This is a genomic window from Pseudomonas sp. B21-047 (assembly GCF_024748775.1).
Classification (GTDB): Bacteria; Pseudomonadota; Gammaproteobacteria; order Pseudomonadales; family Pseudomonadaceae; genus Aquipseudomonas; species Aquipseudomonas capeferrum.
On sequence record NZ_CP087169.1, the window covers coordinates 5,834,755 to 5,859,465 of the forward strand.

A 24,711-nucleotide genomic window follows, 5' to 3' on the forward strand; every position below is an offset into this window, starting at 1 on the left:
CGGGGTCGCTAGGCGGCCCCGCTCACTTTTTCCAGGCCCGGCGCAAGCGCATCAGCGCATTGGCAATGTCGGCCTCTGGCACTGCGGCAAACCCCAGCACCAACCCCGCACGGTTATCCACAGCCACCTGGCTGTCTTCCAGCCAATAGCTACTCAGCGGATTTACCTCAACCCCTACCGCTTCTGCCGTGGCGACCAGTTCTTGCTCGCGCGCAAAGTTATCCACATCCACCTTCACATGCAGCCCCGCCGCGACTTCCGGCATACCACCCAACCCAGGCACATCCAGCGGCCAACCAGCCTTGAGTACATTGCGCCGGCTCAACGCCGCCCGGCGCATACGCCGGATGTGGCGCTGGAAATGCCCCTGGGCCATGAACTCGGCCATCACGCACTGGCTGCCCACTTCCGAATGCCGCATGGCCAGCGCCCGCCCTTGGCTGAACGCCTGTACCAGGCGCGCAGGCAACACCAGGTAGCCCAGACGCAACGCGGGAAAGGCAATTTTGCCGAACGTGCCGACGTACAGCACCCGCCCCTGTCGGTCCAGCGCCGCCAGCGGTGCCAATGGCGCACCGCTGTAGCGGTACTCCCCATCGTAATCGTCTTCGATGATCCAGCCATCGTTGCGCTCGGCCCAGGCCAGCAATGCCAGGCGTCGCGCCAGGCTCATGGTCACGCCGGTGGGGTACTGATGCGCCGGCGTGACGTAGGCCAGGCGGCAGTCCGTCAGTTGTACGAGGCGCTCACAGTCCATGCCCTCTTCATCCACCGGTACGCCCATCACCTTGCCCCCTGCCACGGCAAAGGTATGCCCAGCGGCCCGATAGCCAGGGTTTTCCACAGCTACCCCCTCGCCAGGCTGCAACAGCAACTGTGCACAAAGGCTGATGGCCTGCTGTGCACCACTGGTGATCACAATTTGTTCAGCCGTGCACGAAAGACCCCGTGAACGCCGCAGATAGGCCGCGATCAGCTCGCGAAGCTGCAGCTCACCCGCCGGGTCACCGTAACCCAGCTGCGCAGGGTCCGGGTTACGCCAGAAAGCCGCTTGCAGCTTGGCCCACACGTCAAACGGGAACAGATCGAAGGCCGGGATGCCGACCCTGAACGCACGTGGGGCGCCACTTCTAGGAACGGGCAAGTGGTTACTTTTCAGACGCTCAAGCGCCTCGCTGGAGCGCTCAGAGCTGGATAAATCCTCAGCATTTTCTAAAGAAAATGTGGATAACCCTGTTGATAACCCTAGGGATAACCCTGTGGACAGTTGTGTGGATAGTTTTTCAAGCTGAATCACATAGGTGCCGTCGCCCACCCGGCTTTCGATATACCCCTCGGCATACAACTGGTCATAGGCACGCACCACGCTGTTGCGCGACAGCGCCAGTATCGCCGCCAAGTCACGGCTGGCCGGCAATCGCGTACCACTGCTCAGGCGCCCATCCAACACCCGCGCACGCAAGGCCTGGTAGAGCTGCTGGCTGAGCCCGCGGCGGCGGTCGAGCACGATGCCAGCCGGGTCGAAAGGCAATATGAGGGGGCGCTTGTTCACCGTATTGGACCTATCAAATCAGCCATAAATGGATCTTACACAGAACCAATAGCCTGCCTAGGATGGAGCCATTCGACAAGGAACCCGCCATGTACAACAGCAAGCCCCACCAGGAACATGACCTAGCACGCCTGCACCGGCACATGGCCGATACGCGCCTCGCCGTCCTCATCAGCCACGGTGAACACGGCTTGCAGGCGACCCACCTGCCCGTCCTGGTCGACACCCAGCAAGGCGAGTTTGGCACGGTCTACGCGCACCTGGCCCGGGCCAACGTTCAGTGGCAAGACCTGCAGCAAGGCGCTGAAGCGCTGCTGGTGTTCCCCGGTGCCGACGCCTATGTCAGCCCGAGCTATTACCCCAGCAAGGCCGACAACCCCAAGGTGGTCCCCACCTGGAACTACCTGGCGGTGCACGCCTATGGCCCAGTCGAAGTCATCCACGAGGCCGAGCCGCTGCTGCAGATCGTCAGCCGCCTGACCGAGCGCCATGAGCACGGCCGCAGCGAACCCTGGAAAGTGTCCGACGCCCCCAGCGACTACCTTGAAGGCATGCTCCGCGCCATTGTCGGCATTCGCCTGCCGATCACGCGCCTGCAAGGGGCCCGCAAGCTCAGCCAGAACCGTTCGGCAGAGGACATCGCCGGAGTGCGTCAAAGCCTCGGCGACAGTGCCGACTACCAGGACAACCAACTTGCAGCGCACATGCGCCAACTCTGAAGGAAAAGCCCATGCCCAGCGTCACTCTGCGCCCCGTCAGCGCCAACGACCATCCCGCCTGGCTTGCCCTGTGGCAGGCTTACCTGCGCTTCTATGAGACCGAATTGCCCGAAGCGGTCAGCACCAGCACCTGGCAGCGCCTGCTGGACAGCCACGAGCCGACCCACTCTGCCCTGGCCTGGGTCGATGGCAAGGCAGTGGGGATGGTCAACTGGATCTACCATCGTTCCAACTGGAGCATCGAGAACTCGTGCTACCTGCAGGACCTCTATGTGGATGGCACGCAACGCGGCCTGGGCATCGGTCGCCAGCTGATCGAGCATGTCTACGCCACCGCCAAGGCGGCCGGCTGTGCCAAGGTGCACTGGCTGACCCACGAAACCAACGCCACCGCCATCAGCCTGTACCAGCAGGTTGCCGAGCGGCCGGGCTTCATTCAATTCCGCAAAGGGTTGTAGCCACGACATGACCGACGCACTGAACTGGAAACCCGCCAAGGCACCCACGGCAGACACCATCGAGGGCCGCTTCATCCGCCTTGAAAAACTCGACCCGGCACGTCACGGCGACGACCTGTGGAACGTCTTGCAAGGCCCGCAAGCCGACCCGGCCCTGTGGGATTACCTGCCCTATGGCCCATTCCCCGAACGCGGCGCCTTCGACCGTTGGCTGCAAGGCCATGCCGCCAGCCTTGATCCGTTGTTCTACACCGTTATCGACCGCCCTACCGGCCAGGCCCAAGGCATTCTCAGCCTGATGTCGATCGTGCCCGACCATGGCCGCATCGAGATCGGCCACATCGCCTTCGGCGCCGCCATGCAGCGCACGCCAAAGGGGACCGAAGCGGTGTACCTGCTGGGCAAGCTGGGTTTCGAGCTGGGCAACCGCAGGCTCGAGTGGAAGTGCAACAACGCCAATGCCCGCTCCAAGCGCGCGGCGCAGCGGTTCGGCTTTGTCTATGAGGGGGTGTTCCGCAAACACCTGGTGGTCAAGGACCACAACCGGGATACCGCGTGGTACTCGATCACCGATGACGAGTGGCCAACGGTAGCGGCGGGGTTCGAGCGCTGGTTGAGTGCCGACAACCAACGCCCTGAAGGGCAAGCCAGGACGCTGGAAGCCTGCCGCAACGCGTGATCAGGCCAGCTTGGCCCTGAGTTCTGCAATGTGCTCCGGGCCGATACCACAGCAACCGCCGAGCAGGCTGGCACCGCGTTGGCGCCAGCTGCTGGCCCAGCTCAGATAACCCGGCGGGTCGAGGTCTTCGCGCAGCTCATCCAGGCCATCGTTGGCGGTGGCGTCCTTGGGTTGCGGGGGGAAGGCATTGGCGTAAGCGCCAATGGCGATGTCCACGCCCAAGCGCTCGAAAGCCTCGCGCGCAACATCCAGCGCAGCACCGATCACTTCGGGCTGGCTGCAGTTGAACAACAACGCACTGACGCCCAGCTCGGCAATCGCTTCGGCTGCCGCGGCAACGGTCTGCCCGGAGCGCAGGCGCGGCACGTCCACGACGCCTTCATCTTCAAGGGTGAACGACACCCAGAACGGCCTGCCGTCCTGCGGCAGGTGCGAGCTGATGGCCCGCACTTCTTCAATCGAGCTCTGGGTTTCGGCCAACCACAGGTCCACATAAGGCGCCAGCCCTGCCAGGAGCGGTGTCAGTACTTCGCTGACCCGCTCCGGCTGATACAGGTCCGGGCGGTAAGAGCCGAACAGCGGCGGCAACGACCCGGCAACACGAACAGGTACGGCAGCCGCATCGGCTGCGGCACGGGCCAGTTGCCCTGCCGTTGCGGCCAATGCGCGCCCTTCCTGGGCGAAGCGCGCTTCCCCAATATGGAACGGCACTACCGCATAGCTGTTGCTGGTGATGACCTGCGCCCCGGCCTCGATATACGCCGCATGCACCGCCACCACCGCTTCAGGTGCTTCGCTCAAGGCCAACGCTGACCATTCGGGCTGCCGGAACGGCGCACCACGACGCTGCAGCTCTCGCCCCATACCGCCATCCAGAATTACCAGCGATCGTTCGCCCATATGCCTATCACTTATATGTTTATAAATAAAATTCATTAGTGTGTAACTTGTTATAACTATTAAATACCCGAAACGGATTGTCCAACAACTTTTTCAGGTATCTCCATGCGCTTGCTTCCCTTGCTCGGCACCGGCCTCATCGCCCTGTGTGCCACCACTCAGGCCTTCGCCGGTGCCACGCTGGACCGAGTGCAAGCGCGCAAGGAAATGGTCAACGTGCTGATGGAAAGCTATCCGCCGTTCTCGTTTCTGAACGATCAGAACCAGCTGGATGGTTTCGACGTGGATGTGGCCAAGGCCGTCGCCGACAAGCTGGGCGTCAAGCTGCGCCTGGAAACACCCTCCTGGGATGTGATTGCTGCAGGGCGCTGGAGCGGACGTTATGACCTTTGTGTGTGCTCCATGACCCCAAGCAAGGCGCGCGCCGAGGTGTTTGATTTCCCGGTGGAGTACTACGCCTCGCCTGCGGTGATCGTGGTCAACGCCAAGGACGAACGCATCCATTCGGCCAAAGACCTGGACGGCCTGAAGGTCGGCCTGACCAGCGCCTCCAGCTACGAGAGCTACTTGAACAAGAACCTGGTCATCGAGGGTGATGAGGACAAGAAGATCGACTATCCCTTCGAGATGGTGCAGATCGCCCCTTATGACACTGACAACGTCGCCTTCCAGGACCTGGGCCTGGGCGCAGGTGTGCGCCTGGATGCCATCCTGACCAACCTGGTCACCGCCCAGCCGCGCCTGGATCAGGACAAGCGCTTCAAATTGGCCGGTGCGCCGCTGTACGAAGAACCCAATTCGGTGGCGATTGAAAAAGGCGACCCCGAGTGGGATGCCAAGCTGCGTCAGGTATTCGCCGAGCTGAAGGCCGATGGCACCTTGGCCAAGCTGTCACAGAAATGGATCGGCGCCGATATCAGTAAATGAGTGCTCAACAACCTGCCCCGCGTCCCGCCGTCAAAGCGTCGGGCACACAACTGTTCGGCTTTCGCACACGCCTGTACCTGACCTGGGTCGGGTTGTTTGTGCTGTTTGCCGCGTTCTTCCTCAGCTTTGACTTGAAGTTTTCGATCATTGTCGAAAAATTCCCGTATCTGGCGGGGTTCAAGCTGGGGCCGAATGGCTTTTTGCAAGGCGCGGCACTGACCCTGTTCCTGTGCCTGTGCTCGATAGTGGTTTCCGTGGCACTGGGCTTCGCCGCCGCGCTGGCACGGCTGTCGAGCAGCGCGGTGCTGTTGGGCATCGCCAGCTTCTACACGTCGTTTTTCCGTGGCACGCCACTGCTGATCCAGATCCTGTTGATCTACCTGGGCCTGCCGCAGCTGGGCGTGGTCCCTGGGGCCATCAGCGCCGGCATCATTGCCCTGTCGCTGAACTATGGCGCCTACCTCAGCGAAATTTTCCGCGCCGGCATCCTCGGTGTGGCGCCTGGGCAACGTCAGGCAGCAATGGCCCTGGGCCTTCGCCCTGCGCAGATCTTCTGGCACGTCACCCTGCCCCAGGCCATGCGCACCATCATCCCGCCGAGCGCGAACCAGTTCATTTCGATGCTCAAGGATTCATCGCTGATTTCGGTGATGGGCGTGTGGGAAGTGATGTTCCTGGCCCAGTCCTACGGCCGCTCCAGCTACCGCTACCTGGAGATGCTGACGACTGCAGCGGTGATCTACTGGGTGCTGTCGATTCTGCTGGAGCTGGTGCAGGCCAAGCTGGAAAGGCACTTTGGCAAGGGCTATCAGCAGTGAGGGTCAGGTGATCTGACGCTGGCGCCTGACCACACCTATCTGCAAGCCGAACGGGCGAAGTACCGCATTCATTGATTTGAGGGTAGGGTTCCCATCGCCCCGTTCGTTCGGTCGTTCGGTCGTTCTGAACGCTAAAAATATGCATTAAAATGCACATTTTTGACAATTATCTTCAATTATACGCAATCTAATGCATAAAAAAGGGGAGCATCCGCTCCCCAGAGGTAAACCGCTAGTTAAACGAAGGTTTCCATCAACCTTCGATCTCGATCAGGATCTCGCCCGGCGTCACGCGGTCGCCCTTGGCCACGTGGATGGCCACGACCTTGCCGGCGATGGCCGCCTGCACTTCGGTCTCCATCTTCATGGCTTCGGTGATCAGCACGGCCTGGCCGGCCTTGACCATGTCACCTTCCTTGACCAGTACATCGACGATGTTGCCTGGCATGGTGGTGCTGACGTGGCCTGGGTCGGTGGCTTGCTTGCGCTTGCTGCCGCCACCGCCGACGAACTCGTTGAGCGGCTCGAACACCACTTCTTCCGGCATGCCGTCAATCGACAGGTAGAAGTGACGCTTGCCCTCTGCCTTGACGCCCACACCGGTGATGTCGACGCGATAGGTTTCGCCGTGCACGTCGATGACGAACTCGGTCGGTACGCCTTCGCCGCCGGGTGCGGCGATGGCCCCGGCTTCAGGGATCGGCAAGAGGGCTTCCGGGGTCAGGGTGCCGGCTTCGCGTTCCTCAAGGAACTTGCGCCCGATGTCCGGGAACATGGCGAAGGTCAACACGTCTTCTTCGCAGCGGGCCAAGGCGCCGATGTCGCCACGCAGCTTGGTCATTTCTGGCTTGAGCAGGTCGGCCGGGCGCACGTCGATTACTTCTTCGCTGCCGATCGCCTGGCGGCGCAGTTGTTCGTTGACCACGCCTGGGGCCTTGCCATAACCGCCTTGCAGGTACAGCTTCACCTCGTTGGTGATGGTCTTGTAGCGCTCGCCGGCCAACACGTTGAAGAACGCCTGGGTGCCGACGATCTGCGAGGTCGGGGTTACCAGCGGTGGGAAACCGAGGTCTTCACGCACGCGCGGGATTTCCGCCAGCACTTCGTTCATGCGGTTGAGGGCGCCCTGCTCCTTGAGCTGGTTGGCCAGGTTGGAAATCATGCCGCCCGGTACCTGGTTGACCTGTACTCGGGTATCCACCGCTGTGAATTCGCTTTCGAACTGGTGGTACTTCTTGCGCACGGCGTAGAAGTACAGGCCGATTTCCTGCAGCAGTTCCAGGTCCAGGCCGGTGTCGAACTCGCTGCCCTTGAGCGCGGCGACCATCGACTCGGTGCCCGGGTGGCTGGTGCCCCAGGCGAAGCTGGAGATTGCCGTATCGATATGATCAGCGCCGTTTTCCACGGCCTTGAGCTGGCACATGGCAGCCAGGCCAGCGGTGTCGTGGGAGTGGATGAACACCGGCAGCGACTGCTCGGCTTTCAGCGCCTTGACCAGCTCGCCCGTGGCATACGGGGTCAGCAGGCCGGCCATGTCCTTGATCGCCACCGAGTCGCAACCCATGGCTTCCATCTGCTTGGCCTGGTTAACGAAGGCTTCGATGGTGTGCACCGGGCTGGTGGTGTAGGCGATGGTGCCCTGGGCGTGCTTGCCGGCGGCCTTGACCGCTTCAATGGCCACGCGCAGGTTACGCACATCGTTCATCGCGTCGAAAACACGGAAGACGTCGATGCCGTTTACCGCAGCCTTGGCGACAAAGGCCTTGACCACGTCATCGCTGTAGTGGCGGTAGCCCAGCAGGTTCTGGCCGCGCAACAGCATTTGCAGGCGGGTGTTGGGCAGTGCGGCGCGCAGTTTGCGCAGGCGCTCCCACGGGTCTTCCTTGAGGAAGCGCACGCAGGCATCGAAGGTGGCGCCACCCCAGACTTCCAGCGACCAGTAGCCGACCTTGTCGAGCTTGTCGCAGATCGGCAGCATGTCTTCGGTACGCATGCGGGTGGCCAGCAGGGACTGGTGGGCGTCGCGCAGGATCGTGTCGGTTACGTGAATTTTCTTGGACATTGTTATCTCCTCATAGCGGCAAGCTTCAAGCTACAAGCGCCAAGAAAAGCTGGTCTGCTTTTACTTGTAGCTTGCCGCTTACAGCTTGCAGCTGCATTCATAGGCCTGCGTGGGCGGCGATGGCGGCGGCGATGGCCAGGGCCAGCTCTTCGGGTTTGCGCTTGATCGAGTAGTTGGTCAGTTCAGGGTGGCTTTCGACGAAGCTGGTGTTGAACTGGCCGCTACGGAATTCCGGGTTGCGCAGGATTTCCTGGTAATACGCAGCAGTGGTCTTCACCCCCTGCACGCGCATGTCGTCCAGGGCCCGCAGGCCGCGGTCCATGGCTTCTTCCCAGGTCAACGCCCAGACCACCAGCTTCAGGCACATGGAGTCATAGAAGGGCGGAATGGTATAGCCGGTGTAGATCGCCGTGTCGGTGCGCACGCCTGGACCGCCGGGTGCGTAATAGCGGGTGATCTTGCCGAAGCTGGGCAGGAAGTTGTTCTTCGGGTCTTCAGCGTTGATACGGAACTGCAGCGCGTAGCCGCGGTGCTGGATGTCTTCCTGCTTGACCGACAGCGGCAGGCCCGAAGCGATGCGGATCTGCTCGCGAACGATGTCCAGGCCGGTGATTTCTTCGGTGATGGTGTGCTCCACCTGCACCCGGGTGTTCATCTCCATGAAGTACACCTCGCCATCGGCGAGCAAGAACTCCACGGTACCGGCGTTTTCGTAATTCACGGCCTTGGCTGCACGCACCGCGAGGTCGCCGATGTAGGCGCGCTGCTCGGGAGTCAGCTGAGGGCTCGGGGCAATCTCGATGAGCTTCTGGTTGCGGCGCTGGATCGAGCAATCGCGCTCGAACAGGTGCACCACGCTGCCGAAGCTGTCACCCAGGATCTGCGCCTCGATGTGCTTGGGGTTGACGATGCACTTTTCCAGAAACACTTCCGCAGAGCCAAAAGCCTTGGTGGCCTCGGAGATCACGCGGGGGAAGTTCTGTTCCAGTTCTTCACGGCTGTTGCAACGGCGAATGCCGCGGCCGCCACCGCCGGAAGTGGCCTTGAGCATCACCGGATAGCCGATGCGGTCACCTTCGCTCAGGGCTTCATGGATATCGGCAACGTTGCCTTCGGTGCCCGGTGTCACCGGTACGCCGGCCTTGATCATGGCGCGGCGCGCTTCGGTCTTGTCGCCCATGCGGCGAATGACTTCGGCAGCCGGGCCGATGAACTTGATCCCGCGCTCGGCGCAGATCTCTGCCAGTTCAGCGTTTTCCGACAAGAAACCGTAACCTGGGTGCAGGGCATCACAACCGGTTTCGACAGCGAGGTTCACCAGCTTGCGCGGGTTCAGGTAACCGGCCAGGGGCTCGGCTCCGATGCTGTGGGCCTCGTCAGCGCGCTTGACGTGCAGCGCATGACGGTCGGCGTCGGAATAGATCGCTACTGAGCGTATGCCCATCTCGGCGCAGGCACGCACGATGCGGACTGCGATTTCACCTCGGTTGGCGATCAGGATTTTTTTTATCACTGGAGTCTTCCCAAAGCCGTAGGAACAGTCGAGCCGGTTCTACCGGTCGGCGCGTGACCAGACGTTGCTGGCCAGTCGCACATTCACCCTAGCGCTGTAGGTCGATAAACAAAAATCAATATTTGTTAGGGTCAGTATTAGCAAAAGCTTATAGTGCAGTAACAAGGTTTTGCCGGAGCCGCGACAAAAATGCGTAAGTCCTTGATGCGTATGACTTTGCGTCAATTGCAGATCTTCAATGAGGTGTGCGATTTACGCTCCTACAGCCGTGCGGCCGAGGAAATGGCGCTCACGCAACCCGCCGTTAGTCTACAGATTCGCCAGCTCGAAGAGCTTATCGGCCAGCCGCTGTTCGAGTACGTCGGCAAGAAGCTTTACCTGACCGAGGCAGCCGAAGCCCTGCAACGTGCCAGCCGGGATATCTTTGGCCGCCTGGAAAGCCTCGACATGCAGCTGTCGGACATGCAGGGCTCACTGCAAGGGCAGTTGAAACTGGCGATCGAGTCCAGTGCCAAGTACTTCGTGCCACACCTGTTCGCCGCCTTCAAGCAGCGCCACCCGGAGGTCAACCTGACACTCACGGTGGTCAACCGCGCCCAGGCGATCCGGCGCCTTTCGGACAACCGTGACGATTTGATCATCATGTCGATGGTGCCGCAGGACATGGGGCTGGAATTCCTGCCGTTTCTGAACAATCCGATCGTCGCCGTGGCCCCGCCGGATCATCCGCTGTGCAAGCTCGACCACCTGCGCCTGCAAGACCTTGAGCCTCATACGCTGCTGGTCCGCGAACAAGGTTCGGGTACGCGCAAGGCTTGTGAGGAATACTTCAAGGACAAACGCGTGCACTTCACCCAGACCCTCGAAGTGGCATCGGCAGATGCCCAGCGCGAATGCGTGATCGCCGGCTTGGGCATTGCCCTGCTCACCCGCCATGCCTTGAACATGGAGCTGGCTGCGGGCGTGCTCAAAGAGTTGCCGGTGGAGGAACTGCCGCTGTACCGCAGTTGGTGCGTGGTACAGGCCAAGGCCAAGCGGCAGTCGCCGGTGGCCCTGGCATTCTTGGCGTTCATCCGCAGCGAACGGGTGCTGATCAGCGCGATTGTTGAGCGTTTTTCGGGGAAGATGCTGCCGAAGTCTGCCACACCGTGAGCGCTTGCAGCTCAGGGTAGTCAACCAAGTCACGGAGCAATTGACGCTGGTCGCAGTAGCTTTCGATAGCGCGGCGATACTCCATCCGGCGCTGATCCTTTTCCTGCTGCTTGCGAGCCTTGGCGTTGGGTTGGTACGTACCGTCGAAGTCACGAGCCATTGCCTGTCTCCCAGTTAGGATGCGGGAGTTTCAGACTGGCTTCGGGAGTTTACGGTTTTGCGCCAGGGCGGTTACAAAATGGTGAATTTTGCCTGCCTGCGCAGGCGATGAGGCCCGCGCAGACGCCGCAAGTCAATCGTCGGTGGCTTTGATCGACTTGGGCGATAGGCGCAGGCTGCGCAAGCTGCGCTTCACGCTCTTGAGGTGGTTGACCAGGCTCGGCCCACGCGCCATGGCAACACCCATGGCCAGCACATCGATCACCACCAGGTGGGCGATACGCGAGGTCAGCGGCGTATAGATTTCGGTGTCTTCATGCACATCGATGGCCAGGTTGACGGTCGAAAGCTCGGCCAAGGGGGTGGCGCTCGGGCACAGGGTAATCAGGTTGGCGCCACTCTCACGCACCAGGTTGGCGGTAATCAGCAGGTCTTTGGAACGGCCCGACTGGGAGATGCACACCGCCACGTCGCCCGGCTTCAAGGTGACCGCCGACATGGCCTGCATGTGCGGGTCGGAATAGGCCGCCGCGCTGAGCAGCAGGCGGAAGAACTTGTGCTGGGCATCGGCAGCCACCGCGCCCGATGCGCCAAAGCCATAAAACTCTACCCGCTGCGCCTGGGCCATGGCGCTCACGGCCTGCTGCAGCGCTTGTGGGTCGAGGTGCTCGCGCACCTCCATCAGCGTATGCAAGGTAGTGTCGAAGATCTTCAGGCTGTAATCGGCTACCGAGTCGTCTTCATGGATCGCGAACTGCCCAAAGCTGGCCCCGGCGGCCAGGCTTTGCGCGAGTTTCAGCTTGAGGTCCTGAAAGCCTGAACAGCCAATCGCCCGGCAGAAACGTACGATGGTCGGTTCACTGATACCCACGTTGTGCGCCAGGTCGGCCATTGAGCTGTGCATGACGGCAGCCGGGTCTAGCAGCACGTGGTCGGCTACTTTCAGTTCCGATTTGCGCAGCAGGTGGCGCGATTGGGCGATATGTTGCAACAGATTCACGGGCTGGACTCGGTTATGATCGGCTGGCCGGGATGTAGCTTTCTTGTAGTTATACTACATGGGCGCCAACCCGCCCAGTTAAACGAACGTGGAGAGTGGTGGTTTGACTATTCCTTGCGACATTCTGGTCTTCGGTGGCACCGGCGATCTGGCCTTGCACAAATTGCTCCCGGCGCTCTATCACCTGTTTCGCGAGGCTCGTCTGAACAACGCGGTGCGGATCATCGCCCTGGCGCGGCGCAACCTGCCACGTAACGACTACCTGAAGCTCGCCGAGCGCCACTGCCGGGCGCAGATCGCGCGCAACGACTTCGACGAAGAGGTCTGGCAACGGTTCTCCGCCCGGCTCGACTACTTCCCGATGGACGCCTCGCAGAGTGCCGATTTCGGCCGGCTGGCTCGCTACCTCGGCGAGCCCGGCGGGCTGACCCGCATCTTCTACCTGGCCACCGCCCCCAACCTGTTCGTGCCCATCGCCAACCACCTGCGCATCGCCGGCCTGGCCGACCCCGAAGCCCGTATCGTGCTGGAAAAGCCGATCGGCCATTCACTGGCGTCCGCCACAGCCATCAACGAGGCGATCGGAGCGGTGTTCGAAGAAGCCCAGGTGTTCCGTATCGACCACTACCTGGGCAAGGAGACGGTGCAGAACCTGATGGCCCTGCGCTTCGCCAACGCCCTGCTGGAGCCAGTATGGCGTAACAGCCAGGTCGACCACGTACAGATCAGCGTCTGCGAAACCCTGGGTGTTGAGAACCGCGGCGGCTACTACGACCGCGCCGGCGCGACCCGCGACATGCTGCAGAACCACCTGCTGCAGTTGCTGTGCCTGGTGGCCATGGAGCCGCCGGCGCAGTTCGAGGCCGAGGCCGTGCGCGACGAGAAAGTGAAGATTCTGAGGGCGCTCAAGCCGATCTGCGGCCAGGACGTGCAGGACAAGACCGTGCGCGGGCAGTACGGTGCCGGGCACATCGGCGGCCAGGAAGTACCCGCTTACTATTTCGAGAAGGACGTGGACAACGACAGCGACACCGAAACCTTCGTGGCCGTGCACGCTCACGTCGATAACTGGCGCTGGGCCGGGGTGCCGTTCTACCTGCGCACCGGCAAGCGCATGGCGCGCCGCTCGTCGCAGATCGTCATTCAGTTCAAGCCCGTGCCGCATGAGCTGTTCAACGGCGGCCAGGTCAACCAGCTGCTGATTCAGCTACAGCCGCAAGAGCGCATCAGCCTGCGCATGATGACCAAGAGCCCAGGCAAGGGCATGCGCCTGGAGCCGGTCGACCTGGACCTGAACCTGGCCCAGGTATTCGGCCAGACCCGCCGCTGGGAAGCCTATGAGCGCCTGCTGCTGGACGTGCTGGAAGGTGATTCGACGCTGTTCATGCGCCGCGATGAAGTCGAAGCGGCCTGGGCCTGGATAGACCCGATCATCAAAGGCTGGGAAGAGCACTTTCAGGCCCCGCGCCATTACGCCGCCGGTAGTAACGGGCCGGAGCAGGCCAACAGCCTGCTGGCCAGGCACGGCAGCCATTGGCATGGCTGAAAGCCTGCCCGATCCCATTACCCCTTTGGAGCAGAGACAGTAGCGCTGCGCCTGCTGGCGCACACCTCAAACTGCAAAGGGATCCATCATGAGCAAAATCGAAAACCTCTATGCGTACAACAGCGAAGTGCCAGGCGAACCGGTCTGCTTCGAAGTTCAGGGAACGGTGACCGTTGCTCACCCAGGCATCGAACCCGTTCTGGTGGCGCCCAAGATTCGCCACAAAGGTGGCTGGGAAGTGCTTCAGCTGAAACTGGAGGACAAGGGGGGCATCAACCCGCAGGTCCTGACCCAGAAGCCGGTATTCTTCAGGCGCGAAGGCGGGACTTCGTGGAAGCGGCTGGAGATCATTCACGCCGAAGGTTCGCAAATGGTCGAGATCGGCCACCGGGTAGCAATCAACTGAGTCTGGCAGGGTGCTGTAGGCCAATCCGGATGAGCGACAGCACGTAAAGGTGGAAATTCATACAGTAGGCGTTTGCCCCGTAACCAGCCTGCCCCTAGAATGGCCGGATGCGCACAGACGACCTCTCCCTCCTGCTGAACTCCCTCAATGACGCCCAACGCCAGGCCGTAGCCGCCTCGCTTGGGCGTCAACTGGTGCTTGCCGGCGCCGGTTCCGGTAAAACCCGCGTGCTGGTGCACCGCATCGCCTGGCTGATCCAGGTCGAGCAGGCCTCGCCGCATTCGATCTTGTCGGTGACCTTCACCAACAAGGCCGCGGCAGAAATGCGCCAGCGCATCGAGCAGTTGCTGGGGATAAACCCGGCCGGCATGTGGGTGGGCACGTTCCACGGCCTGGCCCATCGCTTGCTGCGGGCTCACTGGCAGGAAGCCCGGCTGGTGCAGAACTTCCAGATTCTCGACAGCGACGACCAGCAGCGCCTGGTCAAGCGGGTGATGCGCGAGCTCGGCCTGGATGAACAAAAGTGGCCGGCACGCCAGGCTCAATGGTTCATCAACGGCCAGAAAGACGAAGGCTTGCGCCCTCAGCATATCCAGCCCGGCGGTGACCTGTTCCTGTCGACCATGCGCGATGTCTATACCGCCTACGAACAGGCCTGCGAACGCGCTGGGGTCATCGACTTCTCCGAACTGCTGCTGCGCGCCCTCGACCTGTGGCGCGATCACCCCGGGCTGCTGGAGCACTATCAGCGCCGCTTCAGCCATGTGCTGGTGGATGAGTTCCAGGACACCAACGCCGTGCAGTACGCCTGGTTGCGCCTACTCGCGCGCGGCGGCCAGAGCCTGATGGCGGTGGGCGACGATGACCAGTCGATCTATGGCTGGCGCGGCGCCAAGATCGAGAACATCCACCAGTACACAGCCGACTTCCCAGACGCCGAAATGATCCGCCTGGAGCAGAACTACCGCTCCACCGGCGGCATCCTCAAGGCGGCCAACGCCCTGATCGCCAACAACAGCGGGCGCCTGGGCAAAGAACTGTGGACCGACATGGGCGAAGGCGAGCCGCTGACCCTGTACGCGGCCTACAACGAACACGATGAAGCGCGCTATGTGGTAGAAACCATCGAGAGCCTGGTCAAGCAAGGCAATGCGCGCAACGAAATCGCTATTCTGTATCGTTCCAACGCCCAGTCGCGGGTGCTGGAAGAAGCCCTGTTGCGCGAACGCATCCCCTACCGCATCTATGGCGGCCAGCGCTTCTTCGAACGTGCCGAAATCAAGAACGCCATGGCCTACCTGCGCCTGCTCGAAGGCCGTGGCAACGACGCGGCGCTGGAGCGGGTAATCAACGTGCCGCCGCGCGGTATCGGCGAAAAAACCGTCGAAGCCATTCGCGATCACGCCCGCCACAGCCAGCTGTCGATGTGGGAAGCCATGTGCCAGCTGCTCGCCGCCAAGGCCCTCAAGGGCCGTGCTGCCAGTGCGTTGGGTGCCTTCATAGAACTGATCGAGGGGTTGGCCGCCAAGGTCGTGGACATGCCGCTGCATACCATGACCCAGACCACCATCGAACAGTCCGGCCTGATCATCTATCACCAGGAAGAAAAGGGTGAAAAGGGCCAGGCACGGGTGGAAAACCTTGAGGAACTGGTCAGCGCAGCGCGCAACTTCGAGGCCGGCGACGAAGACGCCGACCTCTCGCCGCTCTCGGCCTTCCTCGGCCACGCCTCGCTCGAAGCGGGCGACGCCCAGGCCGATGAACATGAAGACAGCATCCAGCTGATGACCTTGCACAGCGCCAAAGGCCTGGAATTCCCCTATGTGTTCCTGGTGGGCATGGAAGAAGGGCTGTTCCCGCACAAGATGAGCCTGGAAGAGCCTGGCCGCCTGGAAGAGGAACGCCGCCTGGCCTATGTGGGCATTACCCGTGCCATGCGCCAGCTGGTCATGACCTATGCCGAAACACGTCGCCTGTATGGCAGCGAGACCTACAATAAAGTGTCGCGTTTCGTACGCGAGATTCCGCCAGGTCTGGTTCAGGAAGTGCGCTTGTCCAACAGTGTCAGCCGCCCGTTCGGCGGCGCGAAGGTCGCCACCAGCAACCTGTTCGCCAATGCCAATATTCCGCAGACCGCCTTCAACCTCGGCCAGCGCGTGCAACATGCGGTGTTTGGCGAGGGGGTGATACTCAACTTCGAGGGCTCTGGCGCCCAGGCACGGGTACAGGTGAACTTTGCCGAAGGCAGCAAGTGGCTGATGCTGGGGTATGCCAAGCTGGAGGCCATCTGAGGCTGTACGCGGGCAGCCCCGCGTACAGGCGGTTACAGGCACGCTTGTAACATTCAGGCAAAAGCTCGAAACATTATGTCGCTGGTCATGTGCCCGGGAACCTGTGCACCATGACGCGCGTGCAATCCACAACAGGGGATATCCCACTTATGCAACGTTTTCTTAGCATCGCTCTGGCGCTCTGCGTCGGCTTGACGCTGAGCCTGGACGCCAGCGCCAAGCGTTTCGGCGGCGGCAAGAGCTCGGGCTCCGCGCCTATTCACCAGACCCGCCAGGCCACGCCAACCACGCCTGCCGCCGCGCCGACCGCACCTGGCCGTGCGCCGGCCGCCGCCAGCGGTGCTTCGCGCTGGCTGGGCCCACTGGCCGGCCTCGCCGCCGGTGGCCTGCTGGCCTCCATGTTCATGGGGGACGGCTTCCAAGGCATGCAGATCATGGACTTCCTGATCATGGGCCTGATCGCGTTTCTGGTGTTCCGCTTCATTGCCGCGCGTCGCCGCCAGCAGCAGCCGCAAATGGCCGCACCTGGCCATGCGCCGTTCCAGCGTGAAGCTCACGGCCAGCCTGCCCAGCCGTCGGTCTTCGGTGGTTCGGCCGCACCTGCTGCCGCAGCCGCTCCGGTGATCAAAGCGCCGGCCTGGTTCAATGAGCAGAGCTTCCTGGCCGCCGCGCAAAGCCACTTCCAGTCGCTGCAGCAGCACTGGGATGCCAACGAGATGGACAAGATCGCCGAGTTCGTCACGCCGCAGATGCTCGAGTTCCTCAAGCGCGAGCGCGCCGAGTTGGGTGATGGCTTCCAGGCTACCTACATCGACAACCTCGAAGTACAGCTGGATGGTGTCGATGATCGCGCCGACCGTACCGACGCCACCCTGACCTTCCGTGGCGTGTCGAAGACCTCGCGCTTCGACCAGGGCGAAGTGTTCAGCGAAAGCTGGCACATGGTTCGCGCCCAGGGCGAGAACCAGCCTTGGCTGGTCGCCGGTATCCGTCAAAACGGTTAACCGACACGCGTTGTACAAAAACCCCGGGCTCTGTCCCGGGGTTTTTGCTTTTGCCACAGCGGCCTACTAGGGTATAACGCGCAGCGTTGTCATCAAGGTCAGAGGAAGTGAACCGTGGAAGAAGTGATCGAACAACTCCGTGAAGCCAATGAGCCGGTACCGGTGCCCTTGGAGCTTCCCGATGAAGATCAGCTGGTGGAAGTCGAAGAACAGCTGTTCATCAACATTCCCTTTGTGTTCAAGGAGTTCCTGCTGACCGTCAGTGATGTGGTCTACGGCTCGCTCGAACCGGTCACGATCACCGACCCGCAATCGCATACCTACCTGCCGGACGTTGCATCCAATGCCTGGGATGCTGGCGTGCCACGCGACCTGATCCCGATTTGCCAGGACGGTGATAACTATTACTGCGTCGAGGAAGACGGCACGGTAGTGCTGTGGGATGCCGAAGACGAGATCGTGGGTGAAGACAGCTGGGAATCGGTGTGGCACTGGGCGCGGGACGTGTGGCTGGAAAGCTGATCGCGCGCCTACAAGTCGCCAGGCTTTCTACGCCTGGCGACATCGCTACCGCTCCATCCCCTCGGACGACGGTGAAATCTTGCGCAGTGAGCCTTGCTGCCTCAATGCGTATTCTCGCGGCTGTTCTCCAGCGTCTCCAGCAAGGCAATCTGCATGCGGGTATGCACGCGGATGAACCAACGCCACAGCAACGCCACCACCACCGCCGCCACTACCGCAATCACCAGCAGCAGTTCACTGGTGGGCAGGATGCTGGCCGATAGCGCCGACAGCAGCAAGAAGATCACCAGCAACGACAGCAGCGGGATCACCTCGGCGATCACCCGCCGCACTCGCTGGGTATGGCGCCCCGCCATTTCAGGCTTAACGCCCATTTCCGCCAGCAGCATCGACAGCGCCTTGAGCTTGCGATACGCCGCAATCAGGAAGGGCAGCGACAGCAGCAACGCCGCGCCCCAGATCATCGCCTTTTGCTGGCTGACATCGGCGACCCACTCGCTGAGCCAATTGCCAATGCGCCCGGCAAAGTAGCCCCCGCTGAAGAAGATGGCGATCACCAGCGCCAGGTTGACGCCAACCTGCAACAGGATGCGCCGGATCATCGCCGCAAGCACGGCACCCTCGCCCTGCGGCTGGATGTTGCGCAACCACTCGCCATACAGCGACAGCACACGCGCCAGACGGCTGGGCACCACCTTGCCAAGTTTCAGCGAGAGCGGGTCAGCCGCACGGATCAGGTAAGGCGTCAGCAGCGTGGTGATTGCCGAAACCGCCACGGCCACCGGGTAGAGGAAATCGCTGGTTACCTGCAGCGTCATGCCCAGCGCAGCGATGATGAAAGAGAACTCGCCAATCTGGGAAAGCCCCATGCCAACCCGCAGCGAAGTGCGGCCGTCATTACCGGCGATAAACGCTCCCATGCCACAGGACAACATCTTGCCCAGCACCACCGCCACGGTGATGACCACGATCGGCCAGGCGTAGTCGATCAGTACTTGAGGGTCGATCATCAGGCCGATGGCGACAAAGAAGATGGCGCTGAACAGATCGCGTACCGGTTCGATCAGCCGTTCGATCTTCAGCAGTTGGCGCGATTCGGCCATGATCGCGCCAATCAGGAAGGCACCAAGGACCATGCTGTATTCCAGCTTCACCACCAGCAAACAGAAACCGAAACACAGGCCCAACACGGTGATAAGCAACATCTCGTTGCTTTCGAATTTCGCCACATATGCCAGCAAACGCGGCACCAGCAAAATGCCGATGACCAGCGCGACGATCATGAACAGCGACAGTTTGCCGACCGTGGAAAACACCTCGCCAGAGCTGACCGTGCCGCTGACGGCGATGCCCGACAGCAAGGCGATGATGCCGATACCCAGAATGTCCTCGACGATCAGCACGCCGAAAATCAGCTGGGCGAAGCGCTCGTTCTTCATCTTCAGGTCGTTGAGTGCCTTGACGATGATGGTCGTCGAGGAGATGGCCAGGATGGCGCCGAGGAACAACGCGTCCATGGTGTTCCAACCAAACCAGCGACCGATCTCGAAACCGATCCAGATCATCAGCACGATTTCCAGGAACGCCGCGATAAACGCCGTGGCACCGACCTTGAACAGCTTGCGCAGGCTGAACTCAAGGCCCAGGCAGAACATCAGGAAGATCACCCCCAGCTCGGCCAGGGTCTTGATGGTGTCTTCGTCGTGGATCAGGCCAAATGGCGGCGTGTGCGGGCCGATGATGAAGCCGGCGACGATGTAGCCCAGCACCACGGGCTGCTTGAGCCGGTGGAAAATAATCGTGACCACCCCGGCTACCAGCATGATCACTGCCAGGTCCTGGATGAAGCTGATGGCATGCATGGCGCGATACTCCTTTTCTCGATGCCCGGGCAGACCGCTCCTCTGCCAAGGCAAACCGAGCGAGCAGCAAGTACATACTGTATTGAATGCAGGAAAGCCCATGTTGCATGGGCGTACTCAGGTTAACATCGCACCCCGCCGCTCAACGTCGGTGCAATATGTAGAAACAGATCGGCAGGTTAAGCGCTGCCGATGGCGTGATCAGCGTGACGACGGAGCGTCAGCCAACGTCCCGTACCAGGAAGGCAAACTCAAAGAGGGGAAACAGAAGTGTCAGCAGATACCCGCCCCGATTCAGCGCAACCACACCGTGAGCACACTATGGAACCTGGAAACGCCCAGCTGAGCATGACCGTCCTGATGACCCCGGACATGGCCAACTTCTCCGGCAACGTGCACGGCGGCACCCTGCTCAAATACCTGGATGAAGTGGCCTATGCCTGCGCCAGCCGTTATGCCGGCAGCTACGTGGTGACCTTGTCGGTCGACCAGGTGATTTTCCGCGAACCCGTGCACGTCGGCGAACTGGTGACATTCCTTGCGTCGGTCAACTACACCGGCAACACCTCGATGGAGGTGGGTATCAAGGTGGTGACCGAGAACATTCGCGAACGCTCCGTGCGTCACTCCAACAGCTGCTTCTTCACCATGGTGGCGGTCGACGACAACCGCCGCCCGGTAGCGGTGCCGCCGCGCCAGCCGCACAGCAGCGAGGAGAAGCGCCGGTTCCTGCAGGGCCAGCAACGCCGGCAGATCCGCCAAGAGCTGGAAAAGCGCTACCAGGACCTGAAAACCGACGCCAACTAGTACGCCAGGCGCTGCGCCTCGAAGCGTACGCGCGGGTGGGCGATGCGATCCTGGGCCCGCACCAGCTGCAACTCGTAGGTGGCGCTGGCCTGGGTTTCGAGCAGTACTTCATGTACCGCAGCACCAGCGTACTCGAACGCCTGCAGCCAGTTGTCCCCGAGCAACACACGGGCCAGAAACAGGCCCGAAGTCAGGTCGCCCACCCCCACCGGTTGACGCGGAAATGCCAGCAGCGGGCGACGCAGGTGCCAGCTTTGCTCGGCCGTCACCAGCAGCATCTCGAACTGGTCTTCGGCGCGCCCCGGGTAGGCCAGGTGCTTGACCACGACGACCTGCGGCCCACGCGCGAGCAGGCTGCGCGCCATCTGCACGCAATCTTCCAGCGACTGTGCGCGGCGGCCACAGAAGCTGTCCAGCTCCAACTGGTTAGGGCAAAGGATGTCCGCCTTGGCGGCCGCCTCCTCCAGCAGAAACTCGCTGACCTCCTGCGGCACGATGCAGCCTTTCTCAGGGTGGCCCATGACCGGGTCACACAGGTACAACGCCTTGGGGTTCACCGCCTTGATGCGCTCGACGCCAGCCAGGATCGCCCGCCCTTGTTCAGCACTGCCCAGGTAGCCAGACAGCACCGCATCGCAGTGGCCCAGTTCGCCGATGTTGGAAATACCTTCCACCAACGCAGGAATTTGCGCGGGAGCAAGCACTTCGCCAGCCCACTGGCCATACTGAGTATGATTGGAGAACTGCACGGTATTGAGCGGCCAGACATTGACCCCGATACGCTGCATGGGAAACACCGCGGCGCTGTTGCCGGCGTGGCCGAACACCACGTGGGACTGGATGGCGAGCAGGTGCGGGGTACGTTTCATGCGGGAGATTTCCAAAGCTGTTTCAAGGATTGTGCGCAGCGCAGTATGAACTCGATTGCCACCTGTACGACAGGCCAGGGACGCAGTTAAGCTGGTTCGACCTGTTTGGAGCATATGCAAATGTTGACCCTGGAGAATGTCTTCGTCCTGATGCTGGTAGCCACGGCAGGCGCCTGGTTGTGGCATAACCATGGGCTGCGCGAAAAAGCCCTGGAGCGGGTCAAGCAGCATTGCGCCAAGCTCGACCTCGAACTGCTGGACGATGCCGTCGCCCTCAAGCGCATCGGCTTTGTTCGTGATGCCAACGGCAAGAAGCGCCTGGCGCGGATCTACGCCTTCGAGTTCACCGTCACCGGCGAGCAACGCCACCCAGGCACGGTGACCCAGTTCGGTGCCCACAGCGTGCAGATCGAACTGGCGCCCTACCCGTTCGAGATCAAGACGCCGCCACGCACCGACAATGTCATCGAGATGCAGCAGTGGCGCCAAGAGCATAACCGCTGGCGCAACTGATCAGACGCCAAGGCATTCCCTCAAACCGGCCTGCAGAGCCGGCTGCGGTTGAGCTTGAGCAAAAATCAGCTCGATGCGCGTATCCCTGCGCCAGTCGCTCGGCTGCCAGTCCGGCAGCACGCCCTCAAGCCCATTGAATGATTGCCAGCCGTGCGCAGTGTGGATAACTCCCTTGGCACGGAGCCATGGCCAGCCGTGTAAAAACGCCCGAATCCGCTGTGGATAAAACTGCCGACTCGGATGCCAGCGCCAACCAATACTCCAGCCCCCCTCACCTTGTTGCACCAGGCAGATAGGCTCATCGGGCCTATTCCATAGGGCTGCGGGGGTATTTCCAAGATTGTCGACAATCCTGTTATCCACATATTCAATGGAAATAGCCCCTGTGGATGAAACGGGAAGCACCGCAAGTGGTAGGTTTCCGTGGCTGGCCCACAGTATATCTTTTTCATTAAACTTCTTAGTTATCAACAACCTATGGCATTCATCCACAGCCTCTGACTTGTTGAAAACCACAGCCTTGGCAGCATCAAAAGCCTGCAGTTGAGCCTCAGGCAGGGCCTCGCCCCGTGCCATTTTCTGTGCGTCCACAACCATCAAAAGTGGCTGGATTGTCAGCACTCCTGCCCAAGGGGCCTGCTTGAGTTGGGTGAGTAACTGCAAGGGATGGCCGAGGCCGGAAGGCTCGATGAACAGCCGATCAGGCCGAGACTTGCGCAGCAACCGGCCCAAGCCAACCTGAAACGGCATGCCGTTGACACAGCACAGGCAGCCCCCTGCGACCTCGCCGATGGCAATGCCGTCTTCATCGCGGCTGAGTAGCGCAGCGTCGAGCCCCACCAGGCCAAATTCGTTGATCAACACGGCCCAACGTTCGTCAGGCGGGCGCTGCGCCAGCAAATGGCGGATCAATGTGGTCTTGCCGGCGCCCAGTGGGCCGGCAATCACGTGGGTAGGAATGTTCTGCAACATGGCATGACTTCGGGCTGGAGGTAGGCCTCACTATGCGCCGTCACGCCAACCAGTCAAGGCTCAGCAGCAAGCGCCGTTGGTGCCCGGATGGCGAGCGATGCACCAGCCCGGCGCCCTCATTGCCTTGCCATTTTTCGCCTTTGAGAACGGCCACATCGCCCGCCTGCAGCCGTTGAATGTTATCCACAGCAGGCATTGCCTGGTGCAGTTCACGCCGGCCTATCGCACCTTCCTGCAGCCATTCACTGCCCGGCCCCGCGTAGCTTGTGAGCAAGCGCAGCGGCACGTGGTCCACATGAAAGCGCGGGCACATCGGTGCATCCAGCACGCGCAGGCGCAAGCCCAACCGTCGTGCGCCGAGCAGGCAGGTATAGGCGGCCACCAGCCAGGCCACGTCGGCGACAAAGCTCTCATAACCCTGCAAGTCTGCGGTTTCATGCAACAAGCCCGGTAACGCCGGTGCCTGCTGTTCGTCCACATCGATTACCCGCTGGTCAGCCAGGGGTTGACCAAGGCTGACGACCAGCTGGGCGAAATCCTCCAGTTGAGCCGGCATGCGCCGACGCCATACCGCCAGGTTCACATTGTCCTGCAGAACTTCGGTCAGTACTTGCGGCGAGTCACCCGACACCTGAAAGATATCCACAGGCTTGTGTGCGACGATCATGCTGCCGCCTCCTCGTGCCAAGGACCGAACGGATCTGGCAAGCGCAGCCAGCCCATCGGCCCCAGGCCCATTTCTTCATCCGTCAACAGGCATGATTGCAGCTCTGTGGATAACTTTTCGAAGTCAATATTCTGCCCGATGAACACCAGCTCCTGGCGGCAGTCACCGCTCTCGACGGCCCAGTTTTTCAGTATTGCCGCCGTGTTATCCACATCCTGTGGCCACTGTTCACGCGGCACGAATCGCCACCAGCGGCCAGCCATGCCATGGCGCATCATGCCACCTGCTTGCGACCAGCTGCCGGCCTCTTGATACTTGCTGGCCAACCAGAAAAAACCTTTCGAGCGCAGCAGCCTACCGTTGGTCCAAGGGGTGTGGATAAAGTCGAAAAAGCGCTGTGGATGAAGCGGACGCCGAGCCTGCCATGTGCTGGCGGCGATGCCGTATTCTTCGGTTTCCGGAACGTGCTCGCCGCGCAACTCCTGCAACCAGCCGGGCGCCTGCGCGGCTTGGTCGAAGTCGAACAGGCCGGTGTCGAGGATACGCGCCAGCGGTACCTCGCCCATGACCATGGGCACGATCTGCGCCCTGGCGTTGAGGCTGCGCAGAATGGCGATCAGCTCTTCCCGTTCGTGCTGGCCGATCAGGTCGATCTTGCTCAACAGCAGCACATCGGCGAACTCGACCTGTTCGATCAGCAGGTCGCTGATCGATCGCTCATCGTCCTCACCCAGGGTTTCGCCACGGCTGGCCAGGCTGTCTGCCGCCTGATAGTCGCGAAGAAAGTTCAGGCCATCGACCACGGTGACCATCGTATCGAGGCGCGCCATGTCGGAGAGGCTACGGCCTTGCTCGTCGCGAAAGGTAAACGTCTCGGCCACCGGCAACGGCTCCGAGATCCCGGTGGACTCGATCAACAGGTAATCGAAGCGCCCCTCCTCAGCCAACCGCGCAACCTCCTCAAGCAGGTCTTCACGCAGCGTGCAGCAGATGCACCCATTGCTCATCTCCACCAGCTTTTCTTCAGCACGGTTGAGGCTGACGTTACGCTGAACCTCGCTGGCATCGATGTTGATTTCACTCATGTCGTTGACGATCACCGCGACTCGCAGGCTGTCGCGGTTACGCAGCACATGGTTCAGCAGGGTGCTCTTGCCGGCACCAAGGAAGCCGGACAGAACGGTAACGGGGAGACGGTTGGACATGGCGAAACCTCTTCAGGCGAAGGCATTCGAAACGATGCATTGCATAATGTTATAAAGTAACAATACAATTTCGCCAAGCTGTTCTCGTCGGATGAATGCTCCCCGGAG

The 24,711-nt window shown here is 61.4% G+C and carries 24 protein-coding genes and 1 pseudogene; 13 read left to right on the forward strand and 12 right to left on the reverse strand.

Features of this window, described 5'->3' with window-relative positions:
• Nucleotides 1–22: 22 nt before the first annotated feature.
• A complete protein-coding gene (locus tag LOY26_RS26395; protein WP_047582524.1) occupies nucleotides 23–1,552 on the reverse strand; it encodes a PLP-dependent aminotransferase family protein in 1,530 nt (509 codons plus the stop codon).
• An 89-nt stretch (nucleotides 1,553–1,641) separates the two neighbouring features.
• Here LOY26_RS26395 and LOY26_RS26400 point away from each other — a divergent pair, with 89 nt between their 5' ends.
• The 3 genes from LOY26_RS26400 to LOY26_RS26410 are packed head-to-tail and all read left to right on the forward strand — an operon-like array spanning nucleotide 1,642 to nucleotide 3,408.
• On the forward strand, nucleotides 1,642–2,271 hold the full coding sequence (locus tag LOY26_RS26400) for an FMN-binding negative transcriptional regulator (RefSeq protein ID WP_033702393.1): 630 nt from the start codon (nucleotides 1,642–1,644) through the stop codon (nucleotides 2,269–2,271).
• Between the two features lie 11 nt (nucleotides 2,272–2,282).
• On the forward strand, nucleotides 2,283–2,729 hold the full coding sequence (locus tag LOY26_RS26405) for a GNAT family N-acetyltransferase (RefSeq protein WP_047582522.1): 447 nt from the start codon (nucleotides 2,283–2,285) through the stop codon (nucleotides 2,727–2,729).
• Between the two features lie 7 nt (nucleotides 2,730–2,736).
• On the forward strand, nucleotides 2,737–3,408 hold the full coding sequence (locus LOY26_RS26410; RefSeq protein WP_033702396.1) for a GNAT family N-acetyltransferase: 672 nt from the start codon (nucleotides 2,737–2,739) through the stop codon (nucleotides 3,406–3,408).
• Here the strand turns inward: LOY26_RS26410 and LOY26_RS26415 are convergent, their stop codons facing one another.
• Nucleotides 3,409–4,308 (reverse strand): homocysteine S-methyltransferase family protein, encoded by a 900-nt coding sequence (locus LOY26_RS26415; RefSeq protein WP_186655565.1) that lies wholly within the window; start codon nucleotides 4,306–4,308, stop codon nucleotides 3,409–3,411.
• A 105-nt stretch (nucleotides 4,309–4,413) separates the two neighbouring features.
• Between LOY26_RS26415 and LOY26_RS26420 the strand changes: the two genes are divergently transcribed.
• Nucleotides 4,414–5,235 carry an ABC transporter substrate-binding protein gene (locus tag LOY26_RS26420; RefSeq protein WP_047582518.1) on the forward strand — a complete coding sequence of 274 codons (822 nt, stop codon included), beginning with the start codon at nucleotides 4,414–4,416 and terminating at the stop codon, nucleotides 5,233–5,235.
• Nucleotides 5,232–6,053 carry an amino acid ABC transporter permease gene (locus LOY26_RS26425; protein ID WP_258714253.1) on the forward strand — a complete coding sequence of 274 codons (822 nt, stop codon included), beginning with the start codon at nucleotides 5,232–5,234 and terminating at the stop codon, nucleotides 6,051–6,053. The genes LOY26_RS26420 and LOY26_RS26425 overlap by 4 nt, the downstream gene beginning before the upstream one ends.
• Nucleotides 6,054–6,056: 3 nt before the next feature.
• Here the strand turns inward: LOY26_RS26425 and LOY26_RS26430 are convergent.
• The 3 genes and pseudogenes from LOY26_RS26430 to LOY26_RS26440 form a co-directional block, all read right to left on the reverse strand.
• Nucleotides 6,057–6,158: pseudogene (locus LOY26_RS26430) on the reverse strand (transcriptional regulator); the annotation flags it as partial.
• Nucleotides 6,159–6,306: 148 nt separating this feature from the next.
• A complete protein-coding gene (gene oadA / locus LOY26_RS26435) occupies nucleotides 6,307–8,115 on the reverse strand; it encodes a sodium-extruding oxaloacetate decarboxylase subunit alpha (protein WP_033702401.1) in 1,809 nt (602 codons plus the stop codon).
• Nucleotides 8,116–8,212: 97 nt separating this feature from the next.
• Nucleotides 8,213–9,628, reverse strand: coding sequence for an acetyl-CoA carboxylase biotin carboxylase subunit (locus tag LOY26_RS26440; protein ID WP_033702402.1), 1,416 nt, complete (start codon nucleotides 9,626–9,628; stop codon nucleotides 8,213–8,215).
• Between the two features lie 189 nt (nucleotides 9,629–9,817).
• Between LOY26_RS26440 and LOY26_RS26445 the strand changes: the two genes are divergently transcribed.
• A complete protein-coding gene (locus LOY26_RS26445; protein ID WP_033702403.1) occupies nucleotides 9,818–10,780 on the forward strand; it encodes a LysR family transcriptional regulator in 963 nt (320 codons plus the stop codon).
• On the opposite strand, the gene LOY26_RS26450 is transcribed toward LOY26_RS26445, so the two are convergent.
• Both LOY26_RS26450 and hexR read right to left on the reverse strand, forming a co-directional pair.
• Nucleotides 10,722–10,940: a PA3496 family putative envelope integrity protein gene (locus tag LOY26_RS26450; protein ID WP_077068708.1), complete on the reverse strand. Its 219-nt coding sequence runs from the start codon at nucleotides 10,938–10,940 to the stop codon at nucleotides 10,722–10,724. The genes LOY26_RS26445 and LOY26_RS26450 overlap by 59 nt on opposite strands.
• A 132-nt stretch (nucleotides 10,941–11,072) precedes the next feature.
• Nucleotides 11,073–11,939, reverse strand: coding sequence for a transcriptional regulator HexR (gene hexR / locus LOY26_RS26455; RefSeq protein ID WP_027592102.1), 867 nt, complete (start codon nucleotides 11,937–11,939; stop codon nucleotides 11,073–11,075).
• A 103-nt stretch (nucleotides 11,940–12,042) separates the two neighbouring features.
• Here hexR and zwf point away from each other — a divergent pair, with 103 nt between their 5' ends.
• The 5 genes from zwf to LOY26_RS26480 all read left to right on the forward strand — a co-directional run bounded on the left by zwf (nucleotide 12,043) and on the right by LOY26_RS26480 (nucleotide 17,708).
• On the forward strand, nucleotides 12,043–13,485 hold the full coding sequence (gene zwf, locus LOY26_RS26460) for a glucose-6-phosphate dehydrogenase (protein WP_033702404.1): 1,443 nt from the start codon (nucleotides 12,043–12,045) through the stop codon (nucleotides 13,483–13,485).
• An 88-nt stretch (nucleotides 13,486–13,573) separates the two neighbouring features.
• Nucleotides 13,574–13,891, forward strand: a complete 318-nt coding sequence (locus LOY26_RS26465) for a hypothetical protein (RefSeq protein ID WP_186655559.1) — start codon at nucleotides 13,574–13,576, stop codon at nucleotides 13,889–13,891.
• 107 nt (nucleotides 13,892–13,998) lie between these two features.
• Nucleotides 13,999–16,182: a DNA helicase II gene (gene uvrD / locus LOY26_RS26470; protein WP_186663708.1), complete on the forward strand. Its 2,184-nt coding sequence runs from the start codon at nucleotides 13,999–14,001 to the stop codon at nucleotides 16,180–16,182.
• A gap of 149 nt (nucleotides 16,183–16,331) precedes the next feature.
• Nucleotides 16,332–17,186, forward strand: a complete 855-nt coding sequence (locus tag LOY26_RS26475) for a Tim44 domain-containing protein (RefSeq protein ID WP_033702407.1) — start codon at nucleotides 16,332–16,334, stop codon at nucleotides 17,184–17,186.
• Between the two features lie 114 nt (nucleotides 17,187–17,300).
• The gene (locus tag LOY26_RS26480; protein ID WP_033702408.1) at nucleotides 17,301–17,708 is read left to right on the forward strand and encodes an SMI1/KNR4 family protein; all 408 of its coding nucleotides are present in this window, start codon (nucleotides 17,301–17,303) and stop codon (nucleotides 17,706–17,708) included.
• 101 nt (nucleotides 17,709–17,809) lie between these two features.
• Here the strand turns inward: LOY26_RS26480 and LOY26_RS26485 are convergent, their stop codons facing one another.
• Nucleotides 17,810–19,570 (reverse strand): cation:proton antiporter, encoded by a 1,761-nt coding sequence (locus tag LOY26_RS26485; protein WP_033702409.1) that lies wholly within the window; start codon nucleotides 19,568–19,570, stop codon nucleotides 17,810–17,812.
• 321 nt (nucleotides 19,571–19,891) lie between these two features.
• On the opposite strand from LOY26_RS26485, the gene LOY26_RS26490 reads away from it, so the two are divergent.
• A complete protein-coding gene (locus LOY26_RS26490; protein WP_186655542.1) occupies nucleotides 19,892–20,377 on the forward strand; it encodes an acyl-CoA thioesterase in 486 nt (161 codons plus the stop codon).
• Here LOY26_RS26490 and pdxY read toward each other — a convergent pair.
• Nucleotides 20,374–21,246, reverse strand: coding sequence for a pyridoxal kinase PdxY (pdxY, locus tag LOY26_RS26495; RefSeq protein ID WP_095063946.1), 873 nt, complete (start codon nucleotides 21,244–21,246; stop codon nucleotides 20,374–20,376). The genes LOY26_RS26490 and pdxY overlap by 4 nt on opposite strands.
• Nucleotides 21,247–21,366: 120 nt before the next feature.
• Between pdxY and LOY26_RS26500 the strand changes: the two genes are divergently transcribed.
• The gene (locus LOY26_RS26500) at nucleotides 21,367–21,759 is read left to right on the forward strand and encodes a DUF3301 domain-containing protein (RefSeq protein WP_095063947.1); all 393 of its coding nucleotides are present in this window, start codon (nucleotides 21,367–21,369) and stop codon (nucleotides 21,757–21,759) included.
• On the opposite strand, the gene LOY26_RS26505 is transcribed toward LOY26_RS26500, so the two are convergent.
• The 3 genes from LOY26_RS26505 to zigA are packed head-to-tail and all read right to left on the reverse strand — an operon-like array spanning nucleotide 21,760 to nucleotide 24,603.
• A complete protein-coding gene (locus tag LOY26_RS26505) occupies nucleotides 21,760–22,731 on the reverse strand; it encodes a GTP-binding protein (protein ID WP_186655537.1) in 972 nt (323 codons plus the stop codon).
• A gap of 40 nt (nucleotides 22,732–22,771) precedes the next feature.
• Nucleotides 22,772–23,398 (reverse strand): DUF1826 domain-containing protein, encoded by a 627-nt coding sequence (locus LOY26_RS26510; protein ID WP_186663705.1) that lies wholly within the window; start codon nucleotides 23,396–23,398, stop codon nucleotides 22,772–22,774.
• Nucleotides 23,395–24,603 carry a zinc metallochaperone GTPase ZigA gene (gene zigA, locus LOY26_RS26515; protein ID WP_258714254.1) on the reverse strand — a complete coding sequence of 403 codons (1,209 nt, stop codon included), beginning with the start codon at nucleotides 24,601–24,603 and terminating at the stop codon, nucleotides 23,395–23,397. Before zigA ends, LOY26_RS26510 begins: the two co-directional genes overlap by 4 nt.
• Nucleotides 24,604–24,711: the final 108 nt, after the last annotated feature.